The following is a 23054-nucleotide window of genomic DNA, read 5'->3' as shown; positions in this document are numbered from 1 at the left end:
CAGGGGCGCGGGGAACTGCGCGGCCGGCCGGTGACGGCCGGTGGTCCGGGAACAACCGGTGGTCCGGGAACAACCGGTGGTGCCCCGCTGGACCCGGCGGAGACGAGCGGCGCCGCTGCGGCTGAGACCGCGGTGCCCCGCGCCTCCGAGGGGGCAACCTCCGTGCGCGAAGGAGCCGTTGAGGGGGCGCCCTCCGTGCCCGGGGCGCAGCCCCTGCGGTTGGGGACCCGGCGGAGCAAGCTGGCGATGGCGCAGTCGGGCATGGTCGCCGCCCAGGTGACGGAACTGACCGGCCGTCCGGTCGAGTTGGTCGAGATCACCACGTACGGCGACGTCTCGCGAGAGAACCTGGCCCAGATCGGCGGCACCGGCGTCTTCGTCTCGGCCCTGAGGGACGCCCTCCTGGCCGGCGAGATTGACTTCGCGGTGCACAGCCTCAAGGACCTGCCCACCGCGGCGGCGGACGGCCTGACGCTCGCCGCGATCCCGGTACGGGAGGACCCGCGGGACGCGCTCGTGGCCCGCGACGGCCTGACGTTCGAGACGCTGCCCGACGGAGCGCGGGTCGGCACGGGCTCCCCGCGACGGATGGCGCAGCTCAACGCGTGGGCACGGTCACACGGCAGGGCCGTGGAGACGGTGCCGATCCGTGGCAATGTTGACACCCGCATCGGGTACGTTACTTCCGGCACGCTCGACGCGGTCGTACTGGCCGCCGCCGGGCTGAACCGTATCGGCAGGCTCGCGGAGGCGAGCGAGCTGATCGCTGCCGACACCGTACTGCCCGCTCCCGGCCAGGGAGCGTTGGCGGTCGAATGCGCCGCCTCCAACCAGGAGTTGGCCGCACAGCTCGCCGAGCTCGACGACCCGTTCACCCGGGTCGCCGTGACCGCCGAGCGATCCCTGCTCGCCGCCCTCGAAGCCGGCTGCTCCGCCCCTGTGGGCGCGCTCGCCGACCTCGTGGCCGACGGGCAGACTACCGAGCTGCGCCTGCGCGGTGTCGTCGGCACGACCGACGGCGCCTCACTGGTGCAGATGTCCATCACCGGTCCCGTACCGGCGTCCGACGAGCAAGCGCGTGCCCTCGGGCGCGAGTTGGCCGTCGAGATGCTCGCCAAGGGTGCGGCCGGTCTTATGGGGGAGCGCGCACTTTGAACCCCGCCGCCGTCGCTGCAACGACGAACACCACCGGGACCGCCGGTTCCAACCGACCTTCTTCCGGCCACGTCACCTTCCTCGGTGCCGGGCCCGGAGACCCCGGGCTGCTGACCTTGCGCGCTGTGGAGGCGCTGGCCCGTGCCGACCTGCTGGTCGGCGACGCGCCGGTGCTCGACGTGGTCCGCACGCACGCCCGCGCGGACGTGGGCACGGCCCAACCCGCCGCAGACGGCGAGGTGTTGGACATCTCCGCTGTCTCGGCTGCTGCCACCCAGCTTGTCATGGCGTCCGCGCGGACCGGAAAGCGGGTCGTCCGTGCGGTCGCGGGCGACCCCGGCCTCGACTCGTCCGCGGCCGAGGAGATGCTGGCCTGTGCCCACGCGGGCATCCCGTTCGAGGTCGTGCCCGGCGTGGCCGCCGCCGTCGGCGTACCCGCCTACGCGGGCGTGCACTTGAGCAGTGACGTGCGCTTCGTGGACGCGGCCACCGCCGGCGACCGCTGTTGGAACGAGGTGGGCGCGAGCGACGCGACGCTGGTGGTCTCCACCACGCTCCAGACCGTCGCGATCGCCACCGCGGAACTCATCGCCGCCGGACGCAAGCCCGACACCCCGCTGTCGGTGACCGTCGCCGGGACCACCACCCGGCAGCGCACCTGGACCGCGACGCTGGCCACCATCGCCGCGGAGCTGAAGGCGACCAAGGCGTTGCCGACGCCCGAGGGACCGATCGCCGCGATAGCCGTGGTGGGTGAACGCACCGCCCAGCGCCAGCACTTGTCGTGGTTCGAGACCAAGCCGCTGTTCGGCTGGCGGGTCCTGGTGCCGCGCACGAAGGAGCAGGCGGCGTCGCTGTCCGACCAGCTCCGCTCGTACGGCGCCGTGCCGCACGAGGTGCCGACCATCGCGGTCGAGCCGCCGCGCACCCCGCAGCAGATGGAGCGGGCCGTCAAGGGCCTGGTCACCGGACGCTACGAGTGGATCGCCTTCACGTCGGTGAACGCCGTCAAGGCGGTGCGCGAGAAGTTCGAGGAGTACGGGCTCGACGCGCGGGCCTTCGCCGGTATCAAGGTCGCCGCGGTCGGCGAGCAGACCGCCCAGTCGCTGGTGGAGTTCGGCGTCAAGCCGGACCTGGTGCCCAGCGGCGAGCAGTCCGCGGCCGGGCTGCTGGAGGACTGGCCGCCGTACGACCCGGTCTTCGACCCGATCGACCGCGTCTTCCTGCCGCGCGCCGACATCGCCACCGAGACGCTGGTGGCCGGACTGGTCGAGCTGGGCTGGGAGGTGGACGACGTGACGGCCTACCGGACCGTGCGCGCCTCGCCGCCGCCCGCAGACACCCGTGAGGCCATCAAGGGCGGCGGATTCGACGCGGTGCTGTTCACCTCGTCCTCGACCGTGCGCAATCTCGTCGGCATCGCGGGCAAGCCGCACAATGTCACCGTGATCGCCTGCATCGGGCCCGCCACCGCTAAGACGGCGGAGGAGCACGGGCTGCGGGTGGACGTCATGTCGCCCGAGCCGTCCGTGCTCGCCCTCGCGCAGGCCCTCGCCGACTTCGGTACGGCCCGCCGGGTCGCGGCCGAGGAGGCGGGCGACCCGGTGACCCGTCCCAGCGAGCGCCGTCCCGGCTCGCGCCGAAGGGCCCGCGTCTAGGGCCCGGATCTGAGGCCCGCGTCCAGGGCCCGGATCAGGGCCCGCGTCGAGGACCTGGTGGGCCGCACGGGCCCACGACTACCGCAGCGCCGGGGGCAGTTGCTCCCGGTGGACGACGCCCAGGCGCTGCGTGGCGCGGGTGAGCGCCACATACAGGTCGCTCGATCCGAACCGGGCGGGCTCCACGACCAGCACATGGTCGAACTCCAGGCCCTTGGCCTGGCGCGGGGCCAGCAGCACCAACGGCCGGGTCAGGTCGGGCGCTTCGCCCGCCGTGACACCGTCCAGCGCGGCGGCGATCTCCTCGTGCAGCTCGCGCGGCGCGATCACCGCCAGGCGGCCCTGCCCCGGCAGCGGCGTCAGCTCCGCGGCGGCCTTGGCGACCGTCCCCGCCAGGTCCCCGCCCGCCTCCCGCGTCCACGGCCGCTCGCCGGTCGAGCGCACCGACACCGGCAGGACGTACTGCGGGTCCTGAGCCCGTACGACCCTGGCCGCCAGCTCCATGATCTCGGCGGGCGTACGGTAGTTGACCTTCAGCGTGACGTGCTCGAAGCGGTCCCCGACGTACGGTCGCAGGATGTTCTCCCACGAGCCGACGCCCGCCGCCTCCGACGTCTGCGCCGGGTCGCCGACCAGCGTCAGCGAACGCGTCGGGGTGCGGCGCATCAGCAGCCGCCACGCCATCGGCGACAGGTCCTGCGCCTCGTCCACGATGATGTGCCCGAACGCCCAGGTGCGGTCGGCGGCGGCGCGCTCGGCCGCGCTGCGGTGGTCGTCCTCCTCGTGCCGCTCCGCCATCCGCTCGGCGTCGATGATGTCGTGCGCGGCCAGCACCTCGGACTCCTCGTCCTCGAACTCGTACGACTCCGAGCCCCGCGACAGCTCCAGCACGCCCTGCGCGTAGGCGATCCGCTCCTGCCGTACGGCCTCCTCGGCCGCCAGCCGGGCGCTGTCGTCCACGCCGAGGAGTTCGGCGGCCTCGTCCAGCAGGGGGACGTCCGCGGGCGTCCACGGGGCGTCGAGGGGGTTGTCGGGGCGCGGGCGCCGGATCGCGTCGGCGTCCTCGGCGGGCAGGTACACCGGTGCGGCCAGATAGTCGGCCAGGAACGCCTCGGGGGTCAGCGGCGGCCACAACTCGTCGACGGCGGCGTGGACTTCCTTGCTCGCCGCGATGGCCCGGCCGAGCAGCGCGATGTCGTCGGGTCCGAGGAAGTTGGGCCCGCCGTACGGGTCGGCGCCGATGCGCTCGGCGAGCTGCGCGGTCAGCGCGTCGATCACGCGGAAGACGAAGTGCGGGCGGGCGAGGTTGTGCGGCAGCAGGGTGTCGCGGGCCGCCTGCCGGGCCTCGTACGCGATCTCCCAGTCGAGGATGAGGTCGCCGTCGTCGTGCCGGATGATCAACGGGGCGCCGGGCTCGGGCAGTTGCTGCCGGTCGCGGACGGCCGTCGCCAGCGCCTCGGCCATCTCCTCGCCGCCCTTGACGGCGGCGGCGCGCGGCGTGTCGGTGCCGGTGGCGTGGACGCCGGGGAAGAGCTCGGCCTGGGTGGCGAGCAGGACGCCGGTCTCGCCGAGCGCGGGCAGCACCTCTTCGATGTAGCGCAGGAACGCCGGGTTGGGACCGACGATCAACACCGCGCGCTTGGACAGCAGTTCGCGCTGCTCGTACAGCAGGAACGCGGCCCGGTGCAGGGCGACGGCGGTCTTGCCGGTGCCGGGGCCGCCCTCCACGACCAGGACGCCCCGGTGCGGGGCGCGGATGATGGTGTCCTGCTCGGCCTGGATGGTCCGCACGATGTCGCCCATCCGGCCGGTGCGCGCGGAGTTGAGCGCCGCGAGCAGCACGCTGTCGCCGTTGGGGTCCTCGAAGCCGGTGCGTTCGCCGTCGGCGAGGTCCAGGATCTCGTCGTGCAGCTCGGTGACGGTGCGGCCCTCGCTGGCGATGTGGCGGCGCCGCCGCAGGCCCATCGGGGTGTGCCCGGTGGCGAGGTAGAAGGGGCGGGCGACGGGCGCGCGCCAGTCGATGAGCAGCGGCGTACGGTCGGCGTCGTCCTCGCGGATGCCGATCCGGCCGATGTGGTGCGTGGCGCCGTCGGAGCGGTCGACGCGGCCGAAGCACAGCGAACCGTCGACCGCGTTCAGCGCCGCGAGCAGGCCGGAGCGCTCCGCGACCCGGATGTCGCGTTCGAGCCGCGCCTGGAGGCCGGTGCCGACCGGCGTCAGCGCGTCCTCGACGCCCTGCGCCGCGACACCGCGCAGCGCGTCGACCCGTGCGTGGACGCGGTCGATGAATTCCTGCTCTTCCCGCAATTCGACGCTTTCCCGATTTGACAAAACGGCTCCCCGTCGGATATGGTTCTTCTTGTTGGCCCCGTGATCGGGGCCTTTCTCATGTGCGCTGAATGCGCGCAGAAGAAACCAATATACGCGTGGCGATCCCCGGTCGGCAATTGCCCACCGGGGATTTCTCGTGCGCGGTGAAGATCGCGTGGCGGTGAGGTTAACCCCCATGGGCGTCGACCGGCCTCGCCGTGGTGGACTGGGCGGCCACCCGCACGCACGCCCACCGGGGCGCGCCGGCCGACCGGGCCCGCGGCCCGTACCCGGTCGTCCTCTACTCGCCCGGCGCGGGCGACCCGCGCTCGATGGGCACCACGCTCTACGACGACCTCGCCTCGCGCGGCTATGTCGTGGTGACCCTCGACCACACCTACGACGCGCCGGCCGTGGAGTTCCCCGGCGGCCGGGTCGAACGCATGCTCCTGCCCGAGGAGTTCGCGAAGGTCGCCACCGACCCGCCGGCCCTGACCGTGCTGCTGCGCAAGACGGTGGCGGTACGGGTGGCCGACACGCGCTTCCTCCTCGACGCGCTGCCGGGCGCGCTCCCGCCGGACCTGCGCGGGGCGGCGGACCTGGACCGCGTCGGCACGTACGGCAAGTCGGCGGGCGGCTTCACCGCCCTCCAGGCCATGCACGACGACCGGCGCATCGCCGCCGCCGACTTCGACGGCCTGCGCGACGGCCCCTCGCACCGCTACCCGGAGGCGCGCTTCTTCTCCGGGTGAGCCCGGCACGCACCGGTAAGGCGCATTCACCAGGCCGCGACGCCCCTGGGCCGTGACATGCACAGGCCGTGACACCCATAGGCCATTACGCCCGCGGGTCGCGACACCGACAGGCCGTCGGCAACGCCCGAATTTCCGGCGGTCGCCTTTCCGCGGATACGACGGCGGCCGACGAATTGCGCGGCGCGGAAGCGAACGGATCTTCTTCTCCTTTGCGTTGCCGCGGCCCTTTGCGGAGCCGACTGGGCGTCGGGAAAAGCACCCCGGGAGCGGGCGTACCGTGGGAGAGAGCCCTCGATCGTGAGGGTGCCTCGATCTCCACGGGTTCGGACCCACGGGAAGGCGGCGCAGCCATGAGCAGTCGGTACGGCGAGTTTCCGGGCGCGCGCCCGCGACGTCTGCGGACGACCCCGGCGATGCGCCGCATGGTCGCCGAGACGCGGCTGTCCCCGGCGGAGCTGATCCTGCCGATGTTCGTCCGCGAGGGCATCAGCGCGCCGCAGGAGATCTCCTCCATGCCCGGCGTCGTCCAGCACACCCGCGACTCGCTGCGCAAGGCGGCGGCGGAGGCGGCGGCGGCCGGGGTCGGCGGCATCATGCTCTTCGGCGTGCCCGAGGTGAAGGACGCGGTCGGCAGCCAGGGCACCGAGCCCGACGGCATCCTCCAACTCGGCATCCGCGACGTCGTGTCCGAGGTCGGCGACGCGCTCGTGGTGATGTCCGACCTGTGTCTGGACGAGTACACCGACCACGGTCACTGCGGCGTGCTCGACGCCGAGGGCCGCGTCGACAACGACGCCACGCTGGAGCGCTACGCCGAGATGGCCCAGGTCCAGGCCGACGCGGGCGTCCACGTGGTCGGCCCCTCCGGCATGATGGACGGTCAGGTCGGCGTCGTACGCGACGCGTTGGACGAGATCGGCAAGCAGGACGTGGCGATCCTCGCCTACACCGCGAAGTACGCCTCCGCCTTCTACGGCCCCTTCCGCGAGGCCGTCAACTCCTCGCTCAAGGGCGACCGCAAGACGTATCAGCAGGACCCGGCCAACCTTCGTGAGGCGATGCGCGAGCTGGCGCTGGACCTGGAGGAGGGCGCCGACATGGTGATGGTCAAGCCCGCGCTGCCCTATCTGGACGTGCTGCGCCGCGTTGCCGACGAGGTGAACGTGCCCGTCGCCGCGTACCAGATCTCCGGTGAGTACTCGATGGTCGAGGCCGCCGCCGCGAACGGCTGGATCGACCGCGACCGCGCGATCATGGAGACGCTGACGTCCATCCGCCGGGCGGGCGCGAACATGATCCTCACGTACTGGGCGACCGAGGCCGCCCAGCGGCTCTAGGGCCGGTCCGCCCGTCGGCGAACGCCGGATTCCCACGCACCGGTGGTCCAACCGCACGTGCTGGTGAACGGAGATACGCCCGAGTCCGGTGGGTTTTCTGGTGCTACCCGGCGGTCGCTTCCGAGTCGGCCCCGGTCGTCGGCGCGGGCACCGGCTTGGCCGGCTTCTTGGGCAGCAGCCAGTTCTTCAGCGCCTTGGCCAGCGGCGTCTCCACGTATTTGTGGACGAGCCAGGCCGCCAGCAGCATCACGGCGACCAGCGCCGGAACCAGGATGCGGGCCGGGAGCACCCCGTGCGTGTGCCGGATGATCTCCCACCCGATGTCTTCGTGCAGCAGATACAACGGATACGTCATCGCACCGGCGACCGTCAGCCAACGCCAGTTGAAGAAGTTCAGCTTCCCGAGCGCGGCGCCCAGGACGAGACCGTAGAAGATGCTCACGACGGCCAGCGACCACCACCACGACAGATTGGTGTGTGTGGACGCCTCGGCGCTGGCCACCAGATCCGTGAGCTGGTTCTGTGCCATCAGCCAGGACGCCCCCAGCAGCAGCCACAGTATGGGCGTGGGCCCCACCCGGTGCATCAGGTAGATCACGATGCCGCCGACGAAGAAGGCCGCGTACTGGGGAACGATCATCAACTGCAGCAGATCGATCCCCGACTGCGGCGCGATTCCGGCCAGCAGCAGCCAGACGATGCAGAAGGTGACCACTCGCCTGTAGGTCAGCCCCATCATCGCCACGACCATGAACAGCAGGTAGAACCGCAGCTCCACCCAGAGCGACCAGTACACGCCGTCCACGTCCTGCGCGCCCAGTAGCTCCTGGAACATCGTGACATTCGTCAGCACGTCGCTCGCGGCAAGGGTCGTTCCCCCCGGCCGCGTCACCAGCACCGTCGTGGTCACCGCGATGGCGAACCAGTACGCCGGATAGAGCCGGACGAACCGCGACACGGCGAACTGCTTCGGCGTCCGCCCCCAGCACGACATGCAGATGACGAACCCGCTGATGAGGAAGAACAGCTCGACGCCCAGCCATCCGTACCCGGCCACCTCGTGGACGCCGGGGAAGACCGCGCGCGAGGACTTCCCCCACGGGGACTCGAACCAGTCGTCGAAGCCCATGTAGTGGTAGGCCACCACCATGAGCGCGGCTATCAGCCGCAGACCGTCCAGCACGTACAGCCGCTTCTTCGGCTGCGGTGCCCCGCTCCCGGCCTTGCCTCCGGCGGCGGGCTCAGGGACCGGTGCGAGGTCGGGCAGCGGCGCGGAGCCGGTGGGGGCGGCATCTCCGCGAACAACGGTGCTCATAGGTGGGGTGTCCTAGAGGTGAACTGAGGCGAATTGGGGATTCCGCCCACCTTACCCCCGGGTAATTTTTAGGAATGTCCTAAAGAAGTGGCGTTTTATCGGTCATATCGGAACCCGGCGCCGCCGTGGCGGTGGCGGTCGCGGCGAAGGTGGCGAAGGCCGCCCATGCGGCCGGGGTGAACGTGAGGCTCGGACCCTGGGGGTCCTTGGAGTCCCGCACGTGCACGGCGGCCGGGTGAGCCGCGACCTCGATGCACTCGCCGCCCTGCTCACTGCTGTAACTCGACTTACGCCAGGCGTAGGCGATCTCGACACAGTCGCCGCCCTGGCTACCGCTGTAGCTGGACTTGAACCACTTCAGTGGGGCGCTCATCACTCTCCTAGCAACCGGTCCAACAGACCCTTCGACTCAAAGGGGTTGAGGGCCTGGGAGCGCAGCATCGCATATTTGCGAGCCAGGATGCTCACGCCGTCTGGGTCGTGAATGATCTGGCTGCCGCGCTGAGTTTCAGCGTAGGCGAGATGATCGTGTTCCGGCGTCTCGATGAGAACGAACGGACCGGAGAGCCCCGCGTGAGCGGACAAGCCGAGAGGCATGATCTGGACTGTCACGCCCGGCGTGTCCGCGCATTGTCGCAGGTGGCGGAGCTGGTTTCGGTAGGTGGCCTCGTCGCCGAGGCGATCCATCAGCACGGCCTCGGAGATGACGAAGCTCGTCGAGGGCGGCACTCTGCGATGGAGGATGTCCTGCCGTTTGATACGCGCAGCTACGCGTAATTCAAGCTCGTCCTCATCGACCGTGGGGATGTCGTTGCTCAAGACGGCGCGCGCGTAGTCCTCGGTCTGGAGCAGTCCGGGCAGCACCTGGTTCGCGTAGAAGGAGAGAGTGATGGCCTCGTGCTCGTAGTCCATGTACTCGGCTGCCCACTCCGGGAACACGTCCATCTCCGGGAGGTGCGCCACCGCGACCTCCAGAGCGCCCTTCGTTTCGAGGAGGCGATCCAGCTCTCGGGCCAGGGTGAGCGTGAGCGGGCGCCGTCCCTGCTCTATTGACGCGAGCTTGCTCTCGCTGACGATGATGAGCGTGGCCAACTCCGCCTGTGTGTGACCCGCCGCGATGCGGAACAAGGCTAAGAGCGCGCCCACGGACTGGAAGGCGGACTTGTTCTTCTTCGGCTTCGGCTGCTGCCGTTTGCGTGGTGGCATACGACCGTAACTACCCCACTTCCACCCGACCCGTATCGGCCGTTACCCGTACACGGGACATGTACGGGTAACGGGTCTAGTACACCCCGAACACGCTGCGCGACGCTGAGCTTCATGAACGAAGACGTCCAGCACCTGGACCGCCGGGAGCGGTTCTACCGTCGGGAACGGCGCTCGGTCCCCGCCGCGCGGGAGTTCGCGCGGGAAGCCCTCACCGCGTGGGGGTTCGAGAGCCGGGAGGACGAAGTCCTCCTGTGTGTGAGCGAGTTGGCGACCAACGCGCTGCTGCACGGCGTGCCCCCGGGGCGCGGCTTCCTCTTACTGCTGCGCCGCGACCTCGGCACCACCTTGCGGGTCGAGGTGCACGACAGCGGCGGCGGCCGTCCGCACCTGGCCGACCGGCCGGGGCGTGAGCGCGATCAGGAGGAGTCCGGGCGCGGGCTCGTCCTGGTCGACGCGCTGGCCGACAAGTGGGACGTGGGGGAGCGGAACCCCGGCAAGATCGTGTGGTGCGAGTTCGCCGCCCGCTGACCGGGCGTCAGTCCCACCAGAAGGACCACGTGTGGACGTCGAGGACGGCCTTCTCCGCGTACTCGCGCAGCGTCTCGTAGGTGCCCTGGTCGATGTTGTCCGGGCAGAACGCGTAGTGCTCGGCGGCGACGGCCTCGGCTTCTTCCCGGGTGCTCGGGGGCGCGGCGACGGAGACGGTGAGGCGGTCGAAGGCGAGGGCGATGACGCGTATGCCGAACCGGTCCTCCCACGAGCGGAGCACGGCGCACAGGCGGGCGGGGTCGCTCTCGTAGTTGAGCGGGCCGCTCCAGCCGATCGCTGCGGGTATGTCGGCGCTGCGGCGGGCGTGGACGAGGGCCGCGCGCGGATTCTCCAGCCAGCCGGAGCCGACCATGTCGGCGGTGACCTCGGCGGCCAGGTCGTCGGGGTCGTCCACGGCCTTCGCGGCGGGGGCCAGGCCCGGCCACGCCGCGCCGTACGGCGCGAGGACGTCGTCCTCCTCGATGTCCTCGGCATCCTCCTCGATCAGGCCCGCCCAGAACTCGGCGAGCACTTCCTCGGCGTCGTGGTCCCCGGCGTACGACGCGTGGTCGGGCATCAACTGCCAGTCCACCGGGCCCTTCGAGTACGGCGCGCTCGCCTCTATCAGCAGCGGTTGCAGGCCCGCCGCCCGCGCGGGCAGCAGGCTCGCCCACGCGCCGTCCGCCGCGGGGCCGTCCGCCATCCACAGCAGCGGCTCGTGCCAGCGGCCCTCGAACGTCGTGTCGACCAATGTGCCCGCGGGCAGCCGCAGGTCCAACTCCGCGAGTCGCGGCAGGGGGTTAGGAAGCATCGCCATGCGCCCGACTCTAGGGGCGACCACTGACAGCCGGACAGCCGTGCGTCCCGGACCGTGGGGACGCGATCCGGGACGTACGGTTTCGGCCCTGCGGGCCGGGCTTTCCCGGCGGTCAGGCGCCGGGCCCCGGCCCGGCTCCGCGGGGCCTCGTCAGAGCCCCGGGCCCGTGCTGTGGCGGTCGGGATACCAGTCCCAGCCGTCCGCGCAGTACCAGACGCCGTGGTGCCGGTAGCACTCGTCGGCCATCACCGAGGGCCGCCCCTGTCGTGCGGGTCCGGCGGCCGAGGCCGGGCCTGACACAGAGGCGAGCAAAAGTATTGCCAGCGCCGTGATCGCAGCCGTCCGACCGAGCAACTTCCGCATGCTCAAACTCCTGTTGACCTGGGGGACAGGGACGCCTGATCCCTACCACCCCGGCCTCCTCCCCTACGCGCATATGCCACCTTTCCCCCAAGTAGCCCCACGGTGACCTTGCGCAGGCCATGCTTTGAGGGGCGCGGCCCCTGTGCCCTCCCCTTGCGCAGGAGGTTGCCTACCAGGGCGCGGGGAACTGCGCGCTCAGCCCGCGCGGTGGTGCGCCTTGAAGAACCGGCCCCAGCGGGGCAGACGCCGTTGTTTTCGGGCTGACAGCCCGGTGGGGGCTGGTCGCGCAGTTCCCCGCGCCCCTGAAAAGATCGGCCAGCCGCCCCGGCAGAAAGAACCGCACGGGGGGGCGCGCCTGAAGAGATCGGCCCACCGCCCTGGCAGGAGAACCGCCGAGGGGCGGGCCCCTGAAAAGATCGGCCGGCCGCCCCGGCAGGGGAACCGCAGAGGGGGCCGGGGTCAGCGGGAGAGGTTGCCGCCGCCGACGTCGGTGGCCGAACCGGGCCTCGCTGACGACGAACGAACCGGCCGCGGTGGCGGGCGCCGCCGGAACGGCGACCGCGAGCCCGCTCGCGACCGCGGCGGCGCTGAGCACCGCCAGAAGATGGGACCGGGTGCGGGACACGGCACGGGACAGGGACATCTGCGCTCCTTGGGTGAGGCAGGCACGCGTCACTCGCCGCCCGGACGGGACGGCCCGGGCAGGGGGAGACGGAGAGCGACGCAACGGCCGCCAGAATTACAGCCGTTCGCCCGAATTGCGCATATGACGCGCCGATATGCCGACAACCGTGTGGATCACAAGGCCGCGGCCGGCCGGGTTCAGCGCTCGTACACCCCGGTCAGTCGGCCGCGGGCGAGGACGGGGGAGGCGACGGCGGGCAGGACGGTGCGGGGACGGGCGCGGGTCAGGTCTTTCGTGGTCGGGGCGCCGTCGGTCACGGGGGCGGCGAGGGCGAAGAGCTGGAAGACGTAGCGGTGCGGGCCGTGGCCCTTGATCGGCGCGGGGCCGTGGTAGCCGCGGCCGATGGTCGACCGCAGCACCCGTACGCCCGGAGCGGGTTGGCGCGCGGACAGGGCGCCGGTCTCCAGGCGGCCGGCCGTCGCCGGGTCGATCAGGGCGAGGCAGTGCACGGCGGGCTTGGACATGGGGACGTCGATGTCCTCGACGGACAGCAGGAGTTGGGCTGTGCCGTCCGGCAGCGGGGTCCACGCCAGGCGCGGGGAGAGGTCGGCGCCGCCGACGTTCTTCGCGCACTGCTCCAACGGCAGGGTGCCGCCGTCCGTGAAGTCCTCGCTGGTGAGGGTCAGCAGGTCGGGGCCCTGGAGGTTGGGCAGGTGCCACGCCGCGTGGGCGTCGCCCGACTTGCGGTTGCTGAGGAGTCGGCCGAGCAGGGGCATGTGTCTCTCCTGGGGTGAGGGGCCGTCGGCGGCGTCAGGGAGCCGTGGACGGCTGGTGCTCGCGCTTGCGGCGTTGGCGGCCGGGAGCGGCGGGGTTGGCGCCGCGCAGCATCGAGGCGATGGCGGCGAGGAAGGCGAGGGCGGCCCCGAAGGCGAACACGATGACCAGGCCGGAGTGGAAGGGCCCCGAGATCAGGTCGGGGAAGAACTCGTGTCCGGTCAGCGTCTGCCGCTGCGCCGCCGTCAGACGCGCCAGGGTGCCGGTGGGTTCGAGCAGGTGCTGCACCGGGTTGACGCCGAGCTGCGCGGCGAACAGGGACGAGACCGGGGGCAGGCCGCCGACCTGGGTCGCGACGTGCGCCGGTACGCCCTGCTGCTGGAGGCCGCTGGTGAGGGTGTGCGGGAGGCTGCCGGCCAGCCCGGCGATCATCAGCGAGAAGAAGACTCCGATGGACACGGCGGTGCCCGAATTCTGGAAGGTCGCCCGCATGCCGGACGCGACCCCGCGCAGCTCGTCCGGCACGCTGCCCATGATCGAGGAGGAGTTGGGGGAGGCGAACATGCCGCTCGCGATCCCGTTGAGCGCGATCAGCAGCGCGAAGATCCAGTAGCTGAAGTCGATCGGCAGGAGCATCAGGCCGAGGAAGCTGGCGCCGAACAGCAGCGCGCCGCCGGTGGCCAGGCCGCGGGAGCCGATCCGGTCCGACAGATAGCCGGAGACCGGGCCCGCGGCGAGGAAACCGGCGGTCAGCGGCAGCATGAAGATGCCCGCCCACAGGGGCGTGTCGCTGTAGTCGTAGCCGTGCAGCGGCAACCAGATGCCCTGGAGCCAGATGATCAGCACGAACTGCATGCCGCCGCGGCCGATCGAGATGGCCAGGCCCGCCAGATTGCCGAAGGTGAAGGCCCGCAGCCGGAACAGCCCCAATTGGATCATCGGCGAGGTGGCGCGTCGCTCGATGACGACGAACGCCGCCAGGAAGGCGAGGCCGCCGACGACCAGAACGACGACCAGCGGATTCGTCCAGCCCATGGTGTGGCCGCCGTAGGGCTGGAGGCCGAAGGTGACGGCGATCAGCACCGCGCTCAGGCCCACCGCGAAAGTGATGTTGCCCCACCAGTCGACACGGCCGCCGCCGCGCTTTCCGGTGTCGCGCAGGGTGCGGTACGCCCACAGGGTGAAGAAGACGCCGACCGGCACGTTCACCCAGAACACCGCGCGCCAGTCCCACGCGGCGAGCAGGCCGCCCGCGACCAGGCCGATGAACATCCCGGCCAGGGCCGCGACCTGGTTGATCCCGAGCGCGAAGCCGCGCTGCTCCTTGGGGAAGGCGTCGACCAGGATCGCGGCGGAGTTGGCCGTCAGCATCGAGCCGCCCACTGCTTGCAGCACCCGCCAGCCGATCAGCCACATCGCGCCGTGGCCGCCGTCGTACGGGTCGAAGGAGAGCAGGATCGAGGCGAAGGTGAAGACGGCGAAACCGGAGTTGTAGATACGGACCCGGCCGTACATGTCGCCGAGGCGGCCGACGGTGACGACGAGGACGGCCTGGACCAGCCGGTATCCCATGATCATCCACAGCAGGTACGCGATGTTGCCCGGCGCGAGCGGGTCCAGGTGGATGCCGCGGAAGATGGCGGGGAGCGCGATCAGGACGATCGAGCCGTCGAGCGCGGACATGAAGACGGCGGCGGTGGTGTTGGTCAGCGCCGTCCACTTGTACCGGTCGCCCAGCGCCTGGGAGGGAGGGGACATCGGCTCGCTTCCTGTCGCGCCCGGGGCTTCCCGACGTGTCCTCGGGCGGGGTCCGTCGCGTCAGATGGCCTGGGCCAGCCGGTCGAGCAGGGGGGCCGCCGCCGCGAGCTGTTCCAGTTCGGCCGGGGTGAACGCGCCGCTGGTCAGGGCTCGGGTGATCTGCTCGGTGCGCGCGTTGCGCTTGTCCTCCAGCGCCCGCCGGCCCGTCTCGGTCACCGTCAGCACCACGCGCCTGCCGTCGTCCGGGTCCTGGCCGCGGTCGACCAGGCCGCGGTCCCGTAGTCCGGCGAGGGTGGCGCCCATGGCCTGGGCGGTGATCTGCACCTGCCGGGCCAGGGCGGAGGAGGTCGTGGGGCCCGAGCGGTTCAGGAGCGACAACGCCGTCCGCTCGGGCATGGTGAGGCCCCCGCCGGTGGGCACCTGCCGGGCGCGGCGCACCAGTGCGCCGACGCCGGTCAGGAGGGAGGCGGCGACGGCTGCGGGGTCCAGGTCCTCGTTCATATGCTAAGGCTACCTTATCAACCTGCCTTACCTGTTTTTCGTCTCACGGAAGTGCGGGTGGGGGCCGGGGTGGGCGTGCGGGTGGGGCGGGAGTGGGGGCCGGGGTGGGCGTGCGGCGGGGTGCGTCAACGGCGTCCGCGGCGCGTCAGTGGTGTTCGCCGCTGCGGCCCAGGGTCTGCTCGGCGGTCACGCCGGGACGCGTCCACTGCGGTACGGGCCGGCCGGTCGGGCCCCAGGTCGCGTTCCCGTCCACGTCCGCGCGCCAGTACCAGCACGGGCCGTTCCCCTCGGGCCAGCCCTCCGGCGTGTCCTGCCACGCCTCGCCGCGCCCGTACGGCGTCATGTCCAGCAGTGCGAAGCTCCCGCTGGCCGCCTCGGTGCCGCGGCCCGTCGTGTCGTACGTGAGGAACGTACGGTCGCCGTCGCGCAGGTAGGAGGTCAGATGGCCCATCGCCCCGCCGACCGGCGCGGCCACGTCGCGCACCGAGTACCAGGGCTCGGTGTAGCCCATGAACTCCACGAACGGCGGGACCTCCTCCCAGCGTCCCGTCGTCAGCACGGCCCACGAGATGCCGCGCGCGTTCAGATACGCGGCGTCCTTCATGTGCCACGCCGTGACCGTGCACCCCTCGCACTGGCCCTGGTGCGGCGCCCCGTCGTGCCACATGTGCTTGTAGACCAGCAACTCGTTCCGCCCCTGGAACAGGTCCCTGAACGGCACCGGGCCCTCCGCGCCCGTCACCTCCACCGACCCGTCGAACTCCACCATCGGCAACCGGCGCCGCGCCGCCGCGATGGCGTCCCCCTCGCGCGTATGGGCCTTCTCCCTGACCAGCAGCTCGTCCCGCGCCGCCTGCCACGTCTCCATGTCCACCACCGGCGGCCGTCCGCCGCCCGCTTCGCCCTGCGTGCTCGTCACGATGTCCTCCGCGCTCTGTCGGCCGTGTTCTCGGCCGTGTCTTCGGCCGTGCTTTCGGCCGTGTCCGGCGCCGGGGTTCCGGCGGCGGTCACTACAGGAGACTCGGGGCGGGCCCGGAACTCATCGCGGCGGATCGGCGGGGTCGGCGGGCTCGGTTGCTGAGGTGAGGCGGGTCAGGAGGGCGGTGAGGTGGGCGAGGTCTTTCCGGGAGAGGGCGGAGAGGGCCGGCGGGGGGCGGTGGAGGATCGCGTCGGCGGTGGCGATGGCGTCGTGGCCCGCCGGGGTGAGGGTGACGAGCTTGCGGCGGCGGTCGGCGGGGTGGGGGAGGCGTTCGACCAGGCCGTGGGATTCGAGTTTGTCCACGATGAGGGTGGTGTAGGGGGCGTCGGCGCCGATGGACGCGGCGAGTTGGGTGAGGGTCAGGGGCGCGTCGCGCAGGAGGGAGAGGGCCTTGCCGCGTCCGGCGCCGAGCCGGAAGCCGAGGGCTTCGGCCAGTTCGCCGTGGCGGTTGTTGGCCTCGACGAAGCCGTGCATGAGGGCCCAGACCGTCTCGGCGGAGGCGGAGGCGGAGGCGGACGGGACGGCGGGGCCCGGGTCCGGGGCCGGGTTCGGGGCCGGGTTCGGGGCCGACGTCGGGTCCGGGGGCGGGGGCGGGGGCGGGGTCACCATGCGACGGTTTTGCCGAGGTAGTCGACGTAGTGCAGGCCGGGGCTGTCCCGGAGGGAGTCGAGCGTCCTGACGACGTTCGGAATGCTCTCCTCGACGGTCAGCCGCCCGCCGGGTCCGCCGACGCCGATCCGCACCCAGCCGGGCGCCATCAGCACCAGCGGCCGGGACTCGCCCTCGTGCCGCGCCGCGTAACTGCGCATGAAGGTGTTCAGCGCGGCCTTGCTGCCCCGGTACACCTCGTGCCCGCCGCGCACGTTGTTGGCCACGCTGCCCTGGCCCGAGGACATGACCCCGATGGTGCCGGTCCCGGTCACGAGGTCCGAGAGCGTTTCGACGACCCGCAGCGGGCTCAGCGCGTTGGTCACCATGACCCGCACGAATTCCTCGGTCGACGTCTCCGCCACCGTCCCCCCGGGCTCGTTCGTGACGCCCGCGTTCACGAAGAGGAGGTCGAAGACGCGCCCCTCCAGCCGCTCGCGCACCGCCGTGACCTGCTCGGGGACCGTCACGTCCACCGTCTCGATCTCGACGCTGTCCGGGTGCGCCTCTGCGAGGTCGTGCAGCTCCGTCCGCCGGGTGCCGCGCACGGTCGCGACGACGTGCCACCCCTCGCGCTGCCACTCCCGCGCGAGGGCGAGGCCGAGGCCGCGGGAGGCGCCGATGAGCAGGACGCGCTTGCCGGATGGCGAATTGGTTGTAGTCATAACAATGATTGTGGGCCATATAACTATCCGCGTCAAACGCAGCCGGGGCTCCCCGAGCCGGGGGTTTTGCGGGGCGCGCGGCCCCGACGACGTACACCGTCAACGTGGCGTGCGCCCGTAACCTCCGGAAAACGGGGTGATCGCGCACGCAGGGGATAAGGTCGGCGGGCGCACGGCGTCCGTCGTCCGTACAACACCCGGCTGAGGGGACACCATGCGGGTGGCCGCTCGGACAGATCAGCCGCAGGACAAGGGCTGTTGGGCGCTGAGCCGTGATCAGTGACGCGATGGCGGAAGCGCTGGTGTCGCTGCGCCGGGGCGAGTGGCCGCAGCGGGCGCATCTCGCGGCCGTGGCGCTCGGGGTGGACGGCGTGTCGACGGCTCTGGCGGGGGACACCTCGCCGGGGAAGACCCCGGCGGGGAGCCGGGAGGCAGCCGAAGTGCTCTGGTGCTCCGGCCCGTTGAGCCGTGCCTTCGAGGACTTGCAGTACACGGTCGGCGAGGGCCCGGCCGCCGACGCCATACGTACCGGCCACGCCGTCCTGGCACCCGACCTGCGCCGCGTGCGCGCCGACCGCTGGCCCGCGCTGGTGCCGGAGGCCGAACGGCTGCCGGTCCGCGCGGTGTTCTGCTTCCCGATCGCGCTCGGCGCCATCCGGATCGGTGTGCTGACCGCCGTACGCGCCACGGCCGGGGCGCTCGGCACCGAACAGACCGGCGACGCCCTCGTCCTCGCCGACGCGCTGGCCGCCCGCTACCTGGGGGACGAGGGCGGCGCCGAACTGCCCGGCACGCTGTACAGCGCCGTCGTCCACCAGGCGGCGGGCATGGCGAGCGTGCAACTCGGCCTCCCGCTCGCGGACGCGCTCCTGCGCCTGCGGGCGCACGCCTTCAGGAGCGGGCGGCCCATCCGCGTCGTGGCACATGATGTGGTGGCCCGACGGCTGCGCCTCGAGGTCAACGGCGACGGCACCCTCCCCTCCACCGCAGCAGACAAGGACTGATCCCCATGACGCGTGTGCAACGCCTCACCGAAGTCTTCGTGGAGGTCGCCGACTCGCTCACCGACGACTTCGACATCATCGACTTCCTCCAGCGGCTCGCCCAGCGCTGCGCGGAACTGCTGGACATCGCGACGGTCGGCATCCTGCTCGTGGACGAGCACGGCACGCTGCACCCGCTGGCCGCGTCCGACGAGAGCACCCGGCTGCTGGAACTCTTCGCGTCCCAGCACGACCAGGGCCCGTGCGTGGAGTGCTTCCGCACCGGCGACGCCCGCATCGACGTGGACCTGACCGCGCCGATCACCCGGACCCGCTGGCCGCACTTCACCACGCGGGCCACCGAGGCCGGATTCGTCCGCACCCACGCCTTCCCGATGCGGCTGCGCCAGCGGGTGGTGGGCGCGCTCAGCCTCTTCCAGCGCGAGTCGACGCCGATCAGCGAGGAGGACCGGCTGCTGGCGCAGGCGCTGGCGGACGTCGCCACGATCGCGATCCTCCAGCAGCGGACCCTGGAACGCAGCCAGGTCGAGCGCGTGCAACTCCAGACCGCGCTGACCAACCGGATCGTGATCGAGCAGGCCAAGGGCGTGCTGGCCGAGCGCTGGGGTCTGTCGGTGGACGACGCCTTCGACGCCTTCCGCCGCTACGCCCGCGCGCACCACCTGCGGCTCGCGGCGCTCGCCTACGACGTCGTCCAGGGGGACTTCGACACAGCGGCGATCTTCCGCGAGCCGGAGAGCGCGCCGGAGGCCGGGCCCACGGGTGGCCGGGCAGGTGGGCGGCCAGGTGGCCCGGCGGGTGAGCGGGCCGTCGGCCCGGCGGACGGGCCTTCGACCGGGTCCGCCGGGCCCGAGGGGCCCGAGGGGCCCGAGGGGCCCGAGGGGCCCTAGAGGCGCTCGGGGGTACGGATACCGAGCAGCGTCAGACCCTGCCGCAGGGTGCGGGCGGTGACGTCGCAGAGGAAGAGCCGGTTCTCCACCACGGCGGGGCTGTCCGCCTTGAGGACCGGGCACTGCTCGTAGAACGTCGCGAACGCCGAGGCCACCGAGAAGAGATACGCGGCGAGCTTGTGCGGCTCGTACGTCTCCGCCGTCGAGGCCAGCGCCTCGCCGAACTCGTCGAGCAGCAGCCCCAGCGCCCGCTCGGCGGGTGCCAGCGGCAGCTCGGGGTGGGCCGCGGGCCGCGCCTCGCCCGAGCGCCGGATGATCGACTGGATCCGGGCGTACGCGTACTGGATGTACACGCTCGTGTCGCCGTTGAGCGACACCATCCGGTCCAGGTCGAAGACGTAGTCCCGGCCCAGGGACGTGGACAGGTCCGCGTACTTCACCGCGCCGATGCCGACCTCGGCGCCGCGCTCGGCGACCTCCGCGTCCGACAGCTCGCCCTTGGTGTCCTTCTCCTTGACGACGGCCGTCGCCCGCTCCACCGCCTCGTCCAGCAGGTCCTCCAGCTTGACGCTCTCGCCCGCCCGGGTCTTGAACGGCTTGCCGTCCTTGCCGAGCACCGTGCCGAACGGGATGTGCTTGACGGTGACCTCGTCGGTCAGCCAGCCCGCCCGCCGGGCGGTCTCGAAGACCATCCGGAAGTGCAGGGCCTGCCGGGCGTCCACCACGTACAGCAAGGTGGTGGCGTGCAGATTCTGCGTCCGGTCCCGCACCGCGGACAGGTCGGTGGCCGGGTAGCCGAAGCCGCCGTCGGACTTGCGGACGATGAGCGGGACCGGCTCGCCGTCCTTGCCCTTGATGTCGTCGAAGAACACGCACAGCGCGCCGTCGGACCGGACCGCGACACCGGACTTCTCCAGCAGGTCGCTGGTCTCCACCAGCATGTCGTTGTACCCGGACTCGCCGACGATGTCCTCGTCCTGGATCGCGATGTCGAGCTTGTCGTAGACGGAGTGGAAGTAGATCAGCGACTCGTCGACCAGCCACTGCCAGATCTTCAGCGTCTCCGCGTCGCCCGACTGGAGCTCGACCAGCCGCTTGCGGGACCGGTCCTTGAACGCCTCGTCGGAGTCGAAGAGCGTCCGCGACGACTTGTAGAGCCGGTCGAGCCGGGACATCGACGCCTCACCGGCCACCGCGGAGTCCGCGGTGGTCTGCGTGCTCTCCAGCTCGTCTGGGTGCTCCATCAGGTACTGGACGAGCATGCCGAACTGGGTGCCCCAGTCGCCGATGTGGTGCCGCGGGATCACCGTCTCGCCGCTGAACCGCAGAATCCGCACGATCGCGTCGCCGATGACGGAGGACCGCAGGTGCCCGACGTGCATCTCCTTGGCGACATTCGGCTGCGCGTAGTCGATGACGGTGGTGCCGGGGTGCTCGGCCAGGGGTACGCCGAGCCGGTCGTCCGCGGCTCGCAGCGCGAGGTTGGCGGTGATCGCGGTGTCCGTGACCGAGATGTTGAGGAAGCCGGGTCCTGACACCTCGATCTCGCCGATCAGGCCCTCGGGGCCGTCCGCGGGCAGCCCGGCCAGCACGGCGGCGGCCAGCTCCCGGGGATTGGCCTTCGCCTTCTTGGCGAGGCCCAGCACGCCGTTGGCCTGGAAGTCGGCCCGGTCGCTTCGGCGCAGCAGCGGGTCGGCGCCGTCGGCCGACGGCACGGCGGCCGCGAGGGCGGCCGAGACACGCTGCTGGAGTGAAGCGGACAGGGAGGTGACCGAGGCCATGGGTGTGCCGTTCCGTGTGTCGTGGATAGCGGACTTCGCCTCGCGGTGAGGCGAGGTCCCAGTGTCCCACGCGGGCCCCGATGGGCCGAGCCGGTTATCCACAGGTGGGGACGGAGCGGGCGAGTTATCCACAGGCCGGGTTATCCGCTGGCGATCGGGGGCCGGATGTCTGGGAGAATCGGAGCCGTCGGAACACCCCCATCGAACCCTCAGGAAGAAGAGGACCGTGGCTGAGAGCAACGAGGCCGACTGGGTCTCCCGTTTCGCGGACGACGTCATCGCCGAGTCGGAGCGCCGCGCACCCGGGAAACCCGTTGTCGTCGCGTCCGGGCTCAGCCCCTCGGGCCCGATCCACCTCGGGAATCTGCGCGAGGTCATGACCCCGCACCTGGTCGCCGACGAGGTGCGCAGGCGCGGGCACGAGGTCAGGCACCTGATCTCCTGGGACGACTACGACCGGTACCGCAAGGTCCCGGTCGGCATCCCCGGGGTCGACGAGTCGTGGGCCGAGCACATCGGCAAGCCGCTGACCTCGGTGCCCGCGCCCGCCGGGTCCCCGTATCCGAACTGGGCGGAGCACTTCAAGGCGCAGATGGCCGCGTCGCTGGCCGAGCTGGGCGTGGAGTACGACGGCATCAGCCAGACCGCCCAGTATCAGGCGGGCGCCTACCGCGCGCAGATCCTGCACGCGGTGCGGCACCGCGCCGACATCGACGCGATCCTCGACCAGTACCGGACGAAGAAGGCCCCGGCCAAGCAGCAGTCGCAGAAGCCGGTGGACGCGGCCGAGCTGGAGGCCGCCGAGGGCTCGGGCGCGGCGGGCGAGGACGACGGCAGCGGCTCCGGCGTGGGTTACTTCCCGTACAAGCCGTACTGCGCGGTCTGCGGCAAGGACCTCACCACGGTCACCGCGTACGACGACGAGACGACCGAGCTGACGTACACCTGCGCCTGCGGGCACGGGGAGACGGTCCGGCTGGAGGAGTTCGACCGCGGCAAGCTGGTGTGGAAGGTCGACTGGCCGATGCGCTGGGCGTACGAGGGCGTGATCTTCGAGCCGTCGGGCGTCGACCACTCCTCGCCGGGCTCCTCGTTCCAGGTCGGCGGGCAGATCGTCGGCCCGATCTTCGGCGGGAAGCAGCCGATCGGCCCGATGTACGCCTTCGTCGGCATCTCCGGCATGGCCAAGATGTCGTCGTCCAAGGGCGGTGTGCCGGTCCCCGCCGACGCGCTGCGGATCATGGAGCCGCAGATCCTGCGCTGGCTCTACGCCCGCCGCCGCCCCAACCAGTCCTTCAAGATCGCCTTCGACCAGGAGATCCAGCGGCTCTACGACGAGTGGGACGCGCTGGAGCGGAAGGTCGCCGAGGGCACCGCGCTCCCGGCCGACGTCGCCGCGCACAGCAGGGCCGCCCGCACCGCCGCCGGTGAGCTGCCGCGTACCGCACGGCCGCTGCCGTACCGCACGCTGGCGTCCGTCGCCGACATCACCGCGGGCGCCGAGGCCCAGACGCTGCGCATCCTGACCGAGCTGGACCCGGCCCGGCCGATCGGCTCGCTGGACGAGGTGCGGCCCCGGCTCGACCGGGCCGAGTCCTGGATCACCACCCAGGTGCCCGCCGAGCAGCGCACCGTGGTGCGCGCCGAGCCCGACACCGCCCGCCTCGCCGCCCTCGGCGACAGCGAGCGCGCCGGGCTCAAGCTCCTGGTGGACGGCCTCGACTCGCACTGGTCGCTGGACGGTCTGACGACCCTCGTCTACGCCGTGCCCAAGGTGCTGGCCGGTCTTGAGCCGGACGCCAAGCCGACTCCTGAGCTGAAGGTCGCCCAGCGGTCGTTCTTCGCCCTGCTCTACGAGCTGCTGGTCGGCCGCGACACCGGTCCGCGCCTTCCGACGCTGCTCCTGGCGGTGGGCGCCGACCGCGTCCGCACGCTGCTGGGCGCGGGCGCGTAAGGGCTCGTACGGCACCGGGGGCGGGACC

20 protein-coding genes are annotated in these 23054 nt (G+C 71.7%); 8 read left to right on the top strand and 12 right to left on the bottom strand.

Annotation, left to right across the window (positions count from 1 at the left end):
* Nucleotides 1-195 precede the first annotated feature (195 nt).
* Both hemC and ACFZBB_RS19895 read left to right on the top strand, forming a co-directional pair.
* Nucleotides 196-1155: a hydroxymethylbilane synthase gene (gene hemC / locus ACFZBB_RS19900; RefSeq protein WP_391123911.1), complete on the top strand. Its 960-nt coding sequence runs from the start codon at nucleotides 196-198 to the stop codon at nucleotides 1153-1155.
* A complete protein-coding gene (locus ACFZBB_RS19895; protein ID WP_391123909.1) occupies nucleotides 1152-2813 on the top strand; it encodes a uroporphyrinogen-III synthase in 1662 nt (553 codons plus the stop codon). Before hemC ends, ACFZBB_RS19895 begins: the two co-directional genes overlap by 4 nt.
* A 78-nt stretch (nucleotides 2814-2891) precedes the next feature.
* On the opposite strand, the gene ACFZBB_RS19890 is transcribed toward ACFZBB_RS19895, so the two are convergent.
* Nucleotides 2892-5120, bottom strand: coding sequence for an AAA family ATPase (locus ACFZBB_RS19890; protein WP_391123985.1), 2229 nt, complete (start codon nucleotides 5118-5120; stop codon nucleotides 2892-2894).
* 221 nt (nucleotides 5121-5341) lie between these two features.
* On the opposite strand from ACFZBB_RS19890, the gene ACFZBB_RS19885 reads away from it, so the two are divergent.
* Both ACFZBB_RS19885 and hemB read left to right on the top strand, forming a co-directional pair.
* Complete coding sequence (locus ACFZBB_RS19885; RefSeq protein WP_391123907.1) at nucleotides 5342-5875, top strand: hypothetical protein; 534 nt, start codon at nucleotides 5342-5344, stop codon at nucleotides 5873-5875.
* Between the two features lie 353 nt (nucleotides 5876-6228).
* On the top strand, nucleotides 6229-7215 hold the full coding sequence (hemB, locus tag ACFZBB_RS19880) for a porphobilinogen synthase (protein WP_391123905.1): 987 nt from the start codon (nucleotides 6229-6231) through the stop codon (nucleotides 7213-7215).
* Nucleotides 7216-7318: 103 nt separating this feature from the next.
* Here hemB and ACFZBB_RS19875 read toward each other — a convergent pair whose 3' ends face one another.
* From ACFZBB_RS19875 to ACFZBB_RS19865, 3 genes are all read right to left on the bottom strand, one after another.
* A complete protein-coding gene (locus tag ACFZBB_RS19875) occupies nucleotides 7319-8530 on the bottom strand; it encodes an acyltransferase family protein (RefSeq protein ID WP_391123903.1) in 1212 nt (403 codons plus the stop codon).
* 79 nt (nucleotides 8531-8609) lie between these two features.
* Complete coding sequence (locus ACFZBB_RS19870) at nucleotides 8610-8903, bottom strand: DUF397 domain-containing protein (protein WP_391123901.1); 294 nt, start codon at nucleotides 8901-8903, stop codon at nucleotides 8610-8612.
* Entirely contained in the window at nucleotides 8903-9736 is an 834-nt protein-coding gene (locus ACFZBB_RS19865) for a Scr1 family TA system antitoxin-like transcriptional regulator (protein ID WP_391123899.1), read from the bottom strand. The genes ACFZBB_RS19870 and ACFZBB_RS19865 overlap by 1 nt, the downstream gene beginning before the upstream one ends.
* A gap of 114 nt (nucleotides 9737-9850) precedes the next feature.
* Between ACFZBB_RS19865 and ACFZBB_RS19860 the strand changes: the two genes are divergently transcribed.
* Nucleotides 9851-10267, top strand: coding sequence for an ATP-binding protein (locus ACFZBB_RS19860; RefSeq protein ID WP_355340645.1), 417 nt, complete (start codon nucleotides 9851-9853; stop codon nucleotides 10265-10267).
* 7 nt (nucleotides 10268-10274) lie between these two features.
* Here ACFZBB_RS19860 and ACFZBB_RS19855 read toward each other — a convergent pair whose 3' ends face one another.
* The 7 genes from ACFZBB_RS19855 to ACFZBB_RS19825 form a co-directional block, all read right to left on the bottom strand.
* Complete coding sequence (locus ACFZBB_RS19855; RefSeq protein WP_391123897.1) at nucleotides 10275-11084, bottom strand: DUF4253 domain-containing protein; 810 nt, start codon at nucleotides 11082-11084, stop codon at nucleotides 10275-10277.
* Nucleotides 11085-12269: 1185 nt separating this feature from the next.
* Nucleotides 12270-12848 carry a YbhB/YbcL family Raf kinase inhibitor-like protein gene (locus ACFZBB_RS19850; RefSeq protein WP_391123895.1) on the bottom strand — a complete coding sequence of 193 codons (579 nt, stop codon included), beginning with the start codon at nucleotides 12846-12848 and terminating at the stop codon, nucleotides 12270-12272.
* Nucleotides 12849-12882: 34 nt separating this feature from the next.
* Nucleotides 12883-14604, bottom strand: coding sequence for an MFS transporter (locus ACFZBB_RS19845; RefSeq protein ID WP_391123893.1), 1722 nt, complete (start codon nucleotides 14602-14604; stop codon nucleotides 12883-12885).
* 60 nt (nucleotides 14605-14664) lie between these two features.
* Nucleotides 14665-15105: a MarR family transcriptional regulator gene (locus ACFZBB_RS19840; RefSeq protein ID WP_391123891.1), complete on the bottom strand. Its 441-nt coding sequence runs from the start codon at nucleotides 15103-15105 to the stop codon at nucleotides 14665-14667.
* Between the two features lie 145 nt (nucleotides 15106-15250).
* The gene (locus tag ACFZBB_RS19835) at nucleotides 15251-16024 is read right to left on the bottom strand and encodes a DUF899 family protein (protein WP_391123889.1); all 774 of its coding nucleotides are present in this window, start codon (nucleotides 16022-16024) and stop codon (nucleotides 15251-15253) included.
* A gap of 120 nt (nucleotides 16025-16144) precedes the next feature.
* Nucleotides 16145-16693 carry a MarR family transcriptional regulator gene (locus tag ACFZBB_RS19830; protein ID WP_391123887.1) on the bottom strand — a complete coding sequence of 183 codons (549 nt, stop codon included), beginning with the start codon at nucleotides 16691-16693 and terminating at the stop codon, nucleotides 16145-16147.
* Nucleotides 16687-17397, bottom strand: a complete 711-nt coding sequence (locus tag ACFZBB_RS19825) for an SDR family oxidoreductase (protein WP_391123885.1) — start codon at nucleotides 17395-17397, stop codon at nucleotides 16687-16689. Before ACFZBB_RS19825 ends, ACFZBB_RS19830 begins: the two co-directional genes overlap by 7 nt.
* A gap of 287 nt (nucleotides 17398-17684) precedes the next feature.
* Between ACFZBB_RS19825 and ACFZBB_RS19820 the strand changes: the two genes are divergently transcribed.
* Together ACFZBB_RS19820 and ACFZBB_RS19815 are read left to right on the top strand one after the other, a co-directional pair.
* Nucleotides 17685-18401: a GAF and ANTAR domain-containing protein gene (locus tag ACFZBB_RS19820; protein ID WP_391123883.1), complete on the top strand. Its 717-nt coding sequence runs from the start codon at nucleotides 17685-17687 to the stop codon at nucleotides 18399-18401.
* A gap of 5 nt (nucleotides 18402-18406) precedes the next feature.
* The gene (locus tag ACFZBB_RS19815) at nucleotides 18407-19291 is read left to right on the top strand and encodes an ANTAR domain-containing protein (protein ID WP_391123881.1); all 885 of its coding nucleotides are present in this window, start codon (nucleotides 18407-18409) and stop codon (nucleotides 19289-19291) included.
* Here ACFZBB_RS19815 and argS read toward each other — a convergent pair.
* Nucleotides 19288-21072, bottom strand: a complete 1785-nt coding sequence (argS, locus tag ACFZBB_RS19810) for an arginine--tRNA ligase (RefSeq protein WP_391123879.1) — start codon at nucleotides 21070-21072, stop codon at nucleotides 19288-19290. The two genes, ACFZBB_RS19815 and argS, sit on opposite strands and share 4 nt — an antisense overlap.
* A gap of 226 nt (nucleotides 21073-21298) precedes the next feature.
* On the opposite strand from argS, the gene lysS reads away from it, so the two are divergent.
* On the top strand, nucleotides 21299-23026 hold the full coding sequence (lysS, locus tag ACFZBB_RS19805) for a lysine--tRNA ligase (RefSeq protein WP_391123877.1): 1728 nt from the start codon (nucleotides 21299-21301) through the stop codon (nucleotides 23024-23026).
* Nucleotides 23027-23054: the final 28 nt, after the last annotated feature.

Source organism: Streptomyces sp. NPDC008139, from assembly GCF_042957025.1.
GTDB lineage: Bacteria > Actinomycetota > Actinomycetes > Streptomycetales > Streptomycetaceae > Actinacidiphila.
The sequence above is the reverse complement of the archived record's forward strand: the minus strand, read 5'-3'. Positions and strand labels throughout refer to the sequence as shown.

What these genes read in the sequence shown, in the direction of transcription:
- hemB (WP_391123905.1), top strand. Translation starts at nt 6,229, where the DNA reads ATGAGCAGTCGGTACGGCGAGTTTCCGGGCGCGCGCCCGCGACGTCTG.
- ACFZBB_RS19875 (WP_391123903.1), bottom strand. Translation starts at nt 8,530, where the DNA reads ATGAGCACCGTTGTTCGCGGAGATGCCGCCCCCACCGGCTCCGCGCCG.
- ACFZBB_RS19870 (WP_391123901.1), bottom strand. Translation starts at nt 8,903, where the DNA reads ATGAGCGCCCCACTGAAGTGGTTCAAGTCCAGCTACAGCGGTAGCCAG.
- ACFZBB_RS19865 (WP_391123899.1), bottom strand. Translation starts at nt 9,736, where the DNA reads ATGCCACCACGCAAACGGCAGCAGCCGAAGCCGAAGAAGAACAAGTCC.
- ACFZBB_RS19860 (WP_355340645.1), top strand. Translation starts at nt 9,851, where the DNA reads ATGAACGAAGACGTCCAGCACCTGGACCGCCGGGAGCGGTTCTACCGT.
- ACFZBB_RS19855 (WP_391123897.1), bottom strand. Translation starts at nt 11,084, where the DNA reads ATGGCGATGCTTCCTAACCCCCTGCCGCGACTCGCGGAGTTGGACCTG.
- ACFZBB_RS19850 (WP_391123895.1), bottom strand. Translation starts at nt 12,848, where the DNA reads ATGCCCCTGCTCGGCCGACTCCTCAGCAACCGCAAGTCGGGCGACGCC.
- ACFZBB_RS19845 (WP_391123893.1), bottom strand. Translation starts at nt 14,604, where the DNA reads ATGTCCCCTCCCTCCCAGGCGCTGGGCGACCGGTACAAGTGGACGGCG.
- ACFZBB_RS19840 (WP_391123891.1), bottom strand. Translation starts at nt 15,105, where the DNA reads ATGAACGAGGACCTGGACCCCGCAGCCGTCGCCGCCTCCCTCCTGACC.
- ACFZBB_RS19830 (WP_391123887.1), bottom strand. Translation starts at nt 16,693, where the DNA reads ATGGTGACCCCGCCCCCGCCCCCGCCCCCGGACCCGACGTCGGCCCCG.
- ACFZBB_RS19825 (WP_391123885.1), bottom strand. Translation starts at nt 17,397, where the DNA reads ATGACTACAACCAATTCGCCATCCGGCAAGCGCGTCCTGCTCATCGGC.
- ACFZBB_RS19820 (WP_391123883.1), top strand. Translation starts at nt 17,685, where the DNA reads ATGGCGGAAGCGCTGGTGTCGCTGCGCCGGGGCGAGTGGCCGCAGCGG.
- ACFZBB_RS19815 (WP_391123881.1), top strand. Translation starts at nt 18,407, where the DNA reads ATGACGCGTGTGCAACGCCTCACCGAAGTCTTCGTGGAGGTCGCCGAC.
- argS (WP_391123879.1), bottom strand. Translation starts at nt 21,072, where the DNA reads ATGGCCTCGGTCACCTCCCTGTCCGCTTCACTCCAGCAGCGTGTCTCG.